Consider the following 9,098-nt stretch of genomic DNA (forward strand, 5'->3'; position numbering starts at 1 on the left):
CCCGAAGGCGGCGGTGGCCCCGATCAACCCGGCCCCCCGCACATGCATTTCCCTGATCGCCCGGCAAAAGTCGCCCACGGTGCGCAATTCCTCCTCCACCAGGGCGTGGGGCAGCCGGCGCTGGTCGATGATCCGGACCACCCGCCGGTCGGCGGAGTCCAGCCAGATGGTGCGGTAATGGCGGCCGTTGATCTTCATAATAAAATTCTTGCGGGTATTTTCATCTTTGCCGCTCTGTCCCAAAGTTGCCCGGCAATGAGCCGACCGGTTTTAAAATAGATGTTTTTTAACGGACCCGGGCCAGGGTGAATAACGCTACCTCGGCGGCGCCGGCCGCCTTGAGCACCCGGGCGCATTCGTTGCCGGTGCTGCCGGTGGTGAATACATCGTCCACCAGCAGAATCCGGCGGTTTTTTAGCTCTTGGGGTCGGTCAACCACAAAGGCGTCGCGCAGATTCCGGCGCCGGCGGCGGCCGCTCATCCCGGTCTGGGGCTCGGTCCAGCGCCGGCGCCGGAGCAGGTCGGGGCGGATCTGCTCTTTGGCCCCGGGGAAAAAAGCCCGGGCCAGCAACAGGGCCTGGTTGAAGCCCCGCTCCCGCAAGCGCTGGACATGCAGCGGCACCGGCAGGATATAATCCCAGGCCGTCGGGTCGCCGATCAGGTCGTCGTTCCGGGCGGGGGCGCGGCCGGCCAGGGCGGCAAAGGAGGCCAGCCCGGCCAGATCGCCGTGATACTTGCAGGCTTGAATGGCCACCCGGATCGGGCCATGATAGAGCAGCGCCGCCCGGGCCCGGCTGAAATGGGGCGGTTTTTGCAGGCAAGCCCCGCAATAGTGATCGCCACCCGCGCCCGGCGGCCACGGCTGGCCGCAACCGGGGCACAGCGGCGACTTGAGCCATTGCAGCTGTCCCTGGCACTGGTCACAGAACAGCGGCGGCTGGGAAGAGGGCAGGGGCGTCCGGCAGCCCAGGCAGGAGGGGGGGAAAAGCAGATCCTGGCAAGCCCGGCCCAGGATCGCCAGCATGTCGATTGCGGATCTGGCCATCCAATCGTTCAACCAAATTATTGCGGCCCTGACCGCAACCAAGCGCTAATCGCTCTGGCCGGCCAGAATTTTTTTGACCAGATTGCCGTCCGCCTTCTTGCCGAAGTGTTTCATGATCGGTCCCATGGCCTGCATCGGCGTTTTGAAGCTGGCAAAGTCGATGTTGGCGGCGATCCAGGCCCGGATTTCGTCGGCCCCGGCCGGTTGCGGCAGGTAGGAGTTGAGGATCTCCAGGTAGGGCGAGCTGGTCTTTTTCTGCAATTCCAGGGTGGTTTTCTCCGACTTGACCAGGCCGGCGATCACTCCCAGGATGTCGTCATCGGTGATTTCTTCGTCCTTTTTGAGCCGGGTGCTTTTCTTGCCCGATTCCAGGGTGATGGGCACGGTGAGCTTGGGAAACTCGCTGATCACCTGGCGGATCGTGTTGCGGCGATCATCATCATGCTCCCGCATGGCCTGCTTGAGATCGCTTCTGAGCTTGGCCAGCAGGGAGATTCCCCTGCTTTCATCCCAGCCGTAATCGTTGCTGTCGCTGCTCATGGGTTTTTTCTCCATATTCTTCGCGGCCGGCCGGGGCCGGACCAAGACCGGCTCCGGCCGGGCGGGAACCGGAGCCGCCGCGGTCTTGAGCACCGCCGGGCGCTCATGGAGCAGCATTAGCCGCCAAACTGAGAAAACAACAGCTTGGGCCCGCTACTCCGGCCGTTACATGTTGGCGATGATGGCGTCGGCGAACTCCGAGCACTTGAGTTCGGTGGCGCCTTCCATCTGGCGGGCCAGGTCGTAGGTCACGGTCTTGTTGGTGATCGTGGTTTCCAGGGCCCGCTGAATCATAACCCCTGCCTCGTTCCAGCCCAGGTACTCCAGCATCATCACCCCGGAAAGCAGCAGGGAGCCGGGGTTGACCTTGTCCAGGCCGGCGTACTTGGGGGCGGTGCCGTGGGTGGCCTCGAAGAGGGCGTAGCCGTCGCCGATATTGGCCCCCGGGGCGATTCCCAGCCCGCCCACCTGGGCGGCCAGGGCGTCGGACATGTAGTCGCCGTTGAGGTTGGGCATGGCCAAAACGCTGTATTCATCTGGCCGGAGCAGGATCTGCTGAAACATGGCATCGGCGATCCGATCCCTGATCACGATCAGGCCGGCGGGCTGCTTGCCGTTGTACTTGCTCCACAGTTCGTCCTCGGAGATCACCTTGTCGGCGAATTCCTCCTTGGCCAACTCGTAACCCCAGTTGCGGAAGGCTCCCTCGGTGAACTTCATGATGTTGCCCTTGTGCACCAGGGTAACGGTGGGTTGGTTGTGGGTGATGGCATACTGGATGGCCTTGCGGACCAGGCGCTTGGTGCCGAAGGCGGAAATCGGCTTGATCCCGATCCCGCTTTCCGGGCGGATGTTCTTGCCCATTTCCTGGTTGATGAAGTTGATCACCTTGTCGGCCTCGGGGGTGCCGGACTGCCACTCGATCCCGGCGTAAACATCCTCGGTGTTCTCCCGGAAGATCACCATGTCCACCTTCTCCGGGCTTTTGACCGGGCTGATCACGCCCTGGTAGTAGCGCACCGGCCGGACACAGGCGTACAGATCGAGCACCTGGCGCAGGGTGACATTCAAGCTGCGGATGCCTTCGCCCACCGGGGTGGTCAGGGGACCCTTGATCGCCACCACGTATTCGGTAATCTTGTTCAGGGTATCCTGGGGCAGCCACTCGCCGGTCTTTTCCTTGGCCTTTTCACCGGCATAGACTTCCAGCCACTCGATCCGGCGCCGGCCGTTAAAGCTTTTCTCCACCGCGGCGTCCAGCACCTTGCGGGTGGCCGCCCAGATATCCGGGCCGATACCGTCGCCTTCAATAAAGGGGATAATGGGTTGGTCGGGAATATTGACGGAACCGTCCTGGTTGATGGTGATTTTTTCTCCTGCCACGGGCTTCCTCCATGTTGAGTCGATTCGGGCGCTGAATGCCGTTGATTGCTTTAGGGTCAAAGCTGGCAATAAACCGTAAAATGCCTCGACAGTCAAGGACAAAGCCTGATTCGGAGCCGGTGGGAACCAAGAGATGCGGCCCGGTTTGACAAGCCCGGCGGAAAAATGTCATCCTGTAAATTCGCGGCCGACCGGGCGCGTTATCGGGCAAAAAGAAGCGAGGGAAGAGATGAACAAGAATCTTTACCGAATCGGCTGGCGGTTGCCGGTCTTGCTGGTTCTATTGCTGTTGGCGGCGCTGGTGGTCCGGGTACCGGCAGTTTACGGGGGGCCCAGCGACGAACCCGGCCCGGTGGTTTATTTCGGCTCCGGCGGCCAGGAGTCGGTCAGCGGCTCGCTGCATGCCCTGGAGTTTGCCGGCGACCTTTACCTGGTTGATGTCGGTTCCTTCATCGGGGGAGACGGGCGCAACTATCCCTGGCCGGCAGAGGTTGACCCCGCGGCTCTGCGGGGGGTCTTCATCACCCATGCCCATGCCGACCATCTCGGCCGTTTGCCCCTGTTGCTGCATGAGGGCTACCGGGGGCCGATCTACATGAGCCGGGTTACCTACGCGATCGCCCGTTTGACCCTGCCGGCCAACCTCCAATATGCCGATTTGGGCCCGGAGCGCTTTTACTATTCCCGCCACAACCAGGGCCGGGAGCGAATCCCGGTCCACCTCGAGGGCTCCGAGGGGGGCGCGGCCTCGGTGCAGCCCGCCAACCGGGTTTACTTCAGCGCTTCCCGGCCCGAACTCTCCGCCCGCGGTTATTACCTGGCCCGGCCGGTGCGGGAAAAACTGGCCGCCGACCTGCTCGAGCGGATCGCCGAGCAGGTGGTGATCGTCGATCCGGGCCAGGTGCTGGAACTGGCTTCGGCCGGACTGCGGGCCTCCTTTATCGCCACCTCCCATATTCCCGGCAGCGTGATGGTCCGCTTCGATTACCAGGGCTTTACCGTCCTTTTCTCCGGCGATGTCGGCGGCGACTCCTCGCCCCTGCTGCCGGCCAATCCCCGGCTGGAGCAGCCGATTGATATACTATTTCTCGAAGGTACTTACGCTTACGGGCAAAGGGCGGACCTGGCCCGGGAAAGGGAGCGTTTTCGCCGGGAGGTGGCGGAGCTGGTGACGGCCGGCAAACGGGTGGTGATCCCGGCTTTTGTTCTGGACCGCAGCCAGCAGGTGATGTTTGAAATCAGCCGGGCCATCGGCGAGGGCCGCTTGCCGCCGGCCCAGACCGTCCGGGTCTGCAGCCCTGCGGCCCGGCAATTATTGCGCCTTTATGCCGATATGGCCGCCGACTACCGGCGCGACCGCACCCTGGCGGCCTACTTCAGCCCCGCCATGGCCGGGGCCGATTTTCTGCCGCCGGGCTACATTGCGCGGTGCTCCGGCGACCGGCCCGCCAATCCTCTGGGCCTGGAGCCCGGGGAAATCGGGATCATGTCTTCGGGGATGGCCGATTACGCCGCCGCCCGCCAGGCCCTGCTGGATTACCTGGAAGATCCCCAAACGGTTTTTTATTTTGTCGGCTACCAGGCCCCGGGCAGCCTCGGTGGCCGCCTGACCGCCACCCCGCCGCCGGCTTCCCTGCGCATCGGCGACCAGCAGCGCCGGGTCCGGGCGGAAATTCGTCAGACCGCCGCCTTTGCCAGCCACGCCGATCCGGCTGAAATGCTGCGGATCTTCGCGGGCACCACCCCAGAGAGGATTTTTCTGGTTCATCTGGACAAGGATCGCGGCCCCGGGCTGGCCGCCCGCTATCGCCAGGAACTGGGAGCGGAAGTCATCATCCCCCGGCCGGGCCAGCGCTACCGCTTGCGTTAGCAGGCCGGCCCCGCCCAACGGTCAACCGATCAACGCCAGCACCTCCCCGGTTACTTTTTCCAGCAGCTTCCGGTCGCCCCTGGTTTCCACGTTCAGGCGCAGCAGGGGTTCGGTATTGGAAGAGCGGAGGTTGAGGCGAAAATCGGCGCTGCTGAAGCTGAAACCGTCGGTATAGTCCCGCTCGCCCGGGAAGCGCCGGCACCAGGAGTCCACCCGGGCGATGGCGGCCGCCGGATCCGCCACCTGGCGGTTGATCTCGCCGCTGACCGGGTAGGCCCGGTGGCGTTCCCGCACCAGTTGGCCCAGGCTTTGGCCGCTGTCGCTGAGCAGTTGCCAGACCAGCAGCCAGGGAATCATTCCCGAATCGCAGTAGTAAAAATCACGGAAGTAATGGTGGGCGCTCATTTCACCGCCGTAAACCGCGTCTTCCGCCCGCATCCGCTCCTTGATGAAGGCATGGCCGGTTTTGTTCAGCAAGGGGAGACCCCCGGCCTTTTCGACCAGTTCGATGGTGTTCCAGACCAGGCGGGGATCATGGATAATCTTGGCGCCGGGATAGCGGGTCAGCACCGCTTGGGCCAGCAGGCCCACCAGGTAGTAGCCTTCGATGAATTCGCCCTCTTCGTCAAAGAAAAAGCAGCGATCGAAATCACCGTCCCAGGCCAGCCCGAAGTCGGCCCGGTGCTCCTTGACCGCCCGGGCGGTGGCGGCCCGGTTTTCCGGCAACAGGGGATTGGGCACCCCATGGGGAAAGCGGCCGTCGGATTCCCATTGCAGGCGGATCAACCTGCCGGGCAGGCGGGCAACCAGCCGGTCCACCACCGCCCCGGCGCCGCCGTTGCCGGCGTTGGCGACGATGGTCAGCGGCTTGAGCAGAAAGGGCTCGATATAGGTAAGCAGGTGCTTGAGGTAGGCGGCCCGGATTTCCCCGGCCAGCGCTCCCGGCCCCGCGGCTTCCGCCCGGTCGGGCTGGAGGCTGGCCGGCGCGGCGGCCAGGGCCAGGGCGGCGATATCATTCAGGCCGCTATCACCGGAAATCGGCCGGGCATCCCGTTGGACCAGTTTCATTCCATTGTAATCGGCGGGATTGTGGCTGGCGGTGATCATGATGCCGCCGTCGGCCTTGAGATGGGCAGTGGCGAAATAGACCTCTTCGGTGCCGCAAAGGCCCAGTTCCAGGACTTCAGCCCCCCCAGCGGCCAAGCCCTGTTTGACGGCCGCGGCCAGTTCCGGACTGGAAAGGCGGACATCATGGCCCAGCACTACCCGGCGGGGGCTCAGGTGGCGGGCGAAGGCCCAGCCGATGCGGCGGGCCAGGTCCGGATCGAGTTCTTGCGGCACCCGGCCGCGGATATCGTAGGCCTTGAAGCAGGCCGGCAGGGCGGCAGGATCAGGGTGGTTGGCGCTGGTGGCGGTCATGGCGTTGGCTTCCTCGGGCGGGGGGTCAGGGTCGGGGTCATGGTTGTCCTGGGGCCGGCATTTGCCGGAGCATCATAAAGCCCCGCTCCCCGTTTGGCTACTTCTTTGCGGTTCGCACCGGGGAGGGCAGCGACAAGCGCGGCCCGGTCCCGTCGCGGCCCGCCCCCGGCCGCCGCCGGCAAAGGGAGCCGAGGAGAGAAAAGAGGTGTAAAAAAGCGTGCTTTTTGGTAACAGAAGCCGGAAGGGAGCCAAATTCGGGGAGAGCAACATGAAGCACGGGTTAAGCAGTTACGGCGGCCGGCTGTTCGATCGCCTGGAGCAGGGTTGGGAAGGGTCCGCCGGCCGGCGGCGCAGCGCCTTTTTCCTGGTCATTTTCTTTCTGGGCGCCGTCCTGCTGATCGAGGTCAACCGCCAGGGCTGGCTGCCGCCTTTCCTCTCGGGGCTGATTCCCCTCAACCACCTGGTGGCCATCGAGTGGGCCTTCACCATGCTGTTGATTCTGGAGGTGGTGGGGTTGACCCTGGCCCTCTCCAAATCGGTCTCGATTTCGGTGGGCAAACAGCTGGAAATTCTCTCCCTGATTCTGCTGCGAAACACCTTCAAGGAAATCAGCCACCTGGATGAACCGCTGGTCTGGGCCCAGGTCGAACCGGCCCTGATCCCCATCGTCTCCTCGGCCCTCGGGGCGCTGACTATTTTCGTAGCCCTGGGTTTTTTCTACCGGATCCGGAAAAACTACCCCCTCGGCAGTGGCCAGGTGGTTGATAAATCCCGCTTTATCCTGGCCAAGAAAAATATCGCCATCCTGTTGCTGGGCGGCTTCGTGGCGATTCTCTTCCATGAGGTCTGGACCTATCTCCATTTCGGCAGCCCGGAGAGCGTCTTCGAGAAATTCTATACCCTGCTGGTTTTCAGCGATGTCCTGCTGGTCCTGATTTCGCTGCGCTACAGCAGCGGCTACCTGGTGGCTTTCCGCAACTCCGGTTTTGCCGTGGTGACGGTGCTGATCCGCCTGGCCCTGATCGCCCCGCCGGTGACCGGGGCCCTGCTGGGCGGCGGCACCGCCTTCTTCGCCCTGGGGATAATTTATGCATACGGTTTTTTCAGCGCCCAGGTCGTCACCGAGCAGCAGCCCCGGATCACTACCCCTTAGATTGGCTCGGCTTGAGCCGGCCGGGGTTTGACTCCCAGGCGGACTTGAAGGCGGCCTGCAGTTCGGCCAGGGAGTCGATATTCCGGCTTTCCAGGCCGATAAAAGCGGCGGCGTGGCGGTAAATTGCCCCGGTCGCGATCCCGCTTTGGCGCATGGCGGCGAGGGACAGGGCCTGGTCGGACTTGGAGAGCTTGCCCCCGCGGGCATCGGTCAGCAGGGGATGATGCAGAAATTCAGCCCGGCAAAAGCCCTGCCCGGCCGGGCCCAGTTGGGCGGCCAGGAAGAGCTGGGCCGCGGTGGAGGGCAGCAGGTCACGGCCCCGGACGACCAGGTTGATCCGGTCGGCCAGGTCGTCGCCGAGGCTGGCCAGCTGGTAAGCGGGCAGGTTATCCCGGCGCCAGACGATGAAATCTCCCAGTTCCGCCCCCGGGTGGACGGTGATTGTATCAGGGTCGGGAAAACCGGCCACCAGGTTGGCCGACCAGGACGGCGGCACTCTTACCCGGAGGGTATGGGCCGAGGCGGGTCTAAGTCGGCGCCGGCGGCAGGTTCCGGGATAAAGGCCGTCGGGGCCGGCGGTTTCCCGGATCCGGCGCCGGGAACAGAGGCAGGCAAAAACCAGGCCCCGCTCGGCCAGAACCGCCAGCAAGGCCCGGTATTGCTCCAGCCGCTGCAGTTGGGAGAAGCGGGCGGCGAAATCGTCCGGTCCACTGGGACCCTCGTCCCAATCCAGCCCCAGCCATTCGAGCTGGTGAAAAATGTCGGTTACGAACTCCGGCCGGCACCGGCCGGCATCGGCGTCATCGATGCGCAGCTTCAGGACGCCGCCGGCCCGGCGCACCAGCAGCCAGGTCAAGACGAAATTGATGGCGTTGCCCAGGTGGAGATAGCCACTGGGAGTAGGGGCGAGACGGGAACGGAGCATGGCTTGGAACCGGGTGGAAAGGTTGAGGTTGATCGGCCGGCGCCGTTGCTGGTTACCAGAAACAGGTGGTCGGAGCAAGGGGGTCCGCTGCTGCAGGCCGGGCCCCTTCGTAATTTGCTGAGCGGGTCTGGCGCCGGATCGGGGCTGGATCCGGTATTTCCTTGCAGCCCCGGCGCCGGTTTTACAGTATAGTGCGACCATGAACGATGAACTTGCTCTGCCGCCCGAGCTGGCGGTCAAAATAACGGCCCTCTACCGCCGCATGGAGAAGGCCTACGACCTGGTGGCCCGCCAGCTTGATTTTTCCTGTGCCGGCTGCCCGGACAACTGCTGCGACTCCTACTTTCTCCACCATACCATGATTGAATGGGCCTGGCTCCGGCAAGGATTGCGGGAGTTGCCCCCGGCCCGGCAGCAGATCATCCGCGAACGGGCGGCGGCTTATCGCCGGGAGGCCGATAAAAGCCTGGCCGCCGGCCGGCAGCCGGACGTGATGTGCCCCTTGAACGAAGAGGGGCGCTGCATCCTTTATGCCCATCGCCTGATGATCTGCCGCCTGCACGGGGTCCCCTCGAGCCTGAGTTTCCCCAATGGCCGGGTGCAGAGGTTCCCCGGCTGTTTCCGCTGCCAGGAGCTGGTGGCCGGCCGGAAGGGGGTACCCACCGTGGAGCGGGCTTCCCTGTTGCGGGAACTGGCCGCGCTGGAGCGCGAACTGGCGGCCGGCCAGGGCTGGGCTCCCACCGAGCGGCCCAAAGTTAAAAAA

The 9,098-nt window shown here is 64.1% G+C and carries 8 protein-coding genes and 1 pseudogene; 3 read left to right on the plus strand and 6 right to left on the minus strand.

Annotation, left to right across the window (positions count from 1 at the left end; genetic code table 11):
* The 4 genes and pseudogenes from ACHHTY_RS11370 to icd form a co-directional block, all read right to left on the minus strand.
* A pseudogene (locus ACHHTY_RS11370) lies at nt 1–198 on the minus strand (S-methyl-5-thioribose-1-phosphate isomerase); the annotation flags it as partial.
* Between the two features lie 88 nt (nt 199–286).
* Complete coding sequence (locus ACHHTY_RS11375) at nt 287–1,045, minus strand: ComF family protein (protein WP_395494280.1); 759 nt, start codon at nt 1,043–1,045, stop codon at nt 287–289.
* 45 nt (nt 1,046–1,090) lie between these two features.
* The gene (locus tag ACHHTY_RS11380; protein WP_395494281.1) at nt 1,091–1,585 is read right to left on the minus strand and encodes a GatB/YqeY domain-containing protein; all 495 of its coding nucleotides are present in this window, start codon (nt 1,583–1,585) and stop codon (nt 1,091–1,093) included.
* Nucleotides 1,586–1,750: 165 nt separating this feature from the next.
* Nucleotides 1,751–2,968 (minus strand): isocitrate dehydrogenase (NADP(+)), encoded by a 1,218-nt coding sequence (icd, locus tag ACHHTY_RS11385; RefSeq protein WP_395494282.1) that lies wholly within the window; start codon nt 2,966–2,968, stop codon nt 1,751–1,753.
* 229 nt (nt 2,969–3,197) lie between these two features.
* On the opposite strand from icd, the gene ACHHTY_RS11390 reads away from it, so the two are divergent.
* On the plus strand, nt 3,198–4,838 hold the full coding sequence (locus ACHHTY_RS11390; RefSeq protein ID WP_395494284.1) for an MBL fold metallo-hydrolase: 1,641 nt from the start codon (nt 3,198–3,200) through the stop codon (nt 4,836–4,838).
* A 21-nt stretch (nt 4,839–4,859) separates the two neighbouring features.
* On the opposite strand, the gene ACHHTY_RS11395 is transcribed toward ACHHTY_RS11390, so the two are convergent.
* Nucleotides 4,860–6,257 (minus strand): phosphohexomutase domain-containing protein, encoded by a 1,398-nt coding sequence (locus ACHHTY_RS11395; RefSeq protein WP_395494285.1) that lies wholly within the window; start codon nt 6,255–6,257, stop codon nt 4,860–4,862.
* A gap of 268 nt (nt 6,258–6,525) precedes the next feature.
* Between ACHHTY_RS11395 and ACHHTY_RS11400 the strand changes: the two genes are divergently transcribed.
* A complete protein-coding gene (locus tag ACHHTY_RS11400; RefSeq protein WP_395494287.1) occupies nt 6,526–7,410 on the plus strand; it encodes a hypothetical protein in 885 nt (294 codons plus the stop codon).
* Here ACHHTY_RS11400 and ACHHTY_RS11405 read toward each other — a convergent pair.
* A complete protein-coding gene (locus tag ACHHTY_RS11405) occupies nt 7,400–8,335 on the minus strand; it encodes a glutamate--tRNA ligase family protein (RefSeq protein WP_395494288.1) in 936 nt (311 codons plus the stop codon). The genes ACHHTY_RS11400 and ACHHTY_RS11405 overlap by 11 nt on opposite strands.
* Before the next feature lie 199 nt (nt 8,336–8,534).
* Here ACHHTY_RS11405 and ACHHTY_RS11410 point away from each other — a divergent pair.
* A partial coding sequence (locus ACHHTY_RS11410; RefSeq protein ID WP_395494289.1) for a hypothetical protein occupies nt 8,535–9,098 on the plus strand: 564 nt, incomplete at its 3' end.

The organism is Desulfurivibrio nitratireducens (genome assembly GCF_044068515.1).
GTDB lineage: Bacteria > Desulfobacterota > Desulfobulbia > Desulfobulbales > Desulfurivibrionaceae > Desulfurivibrio.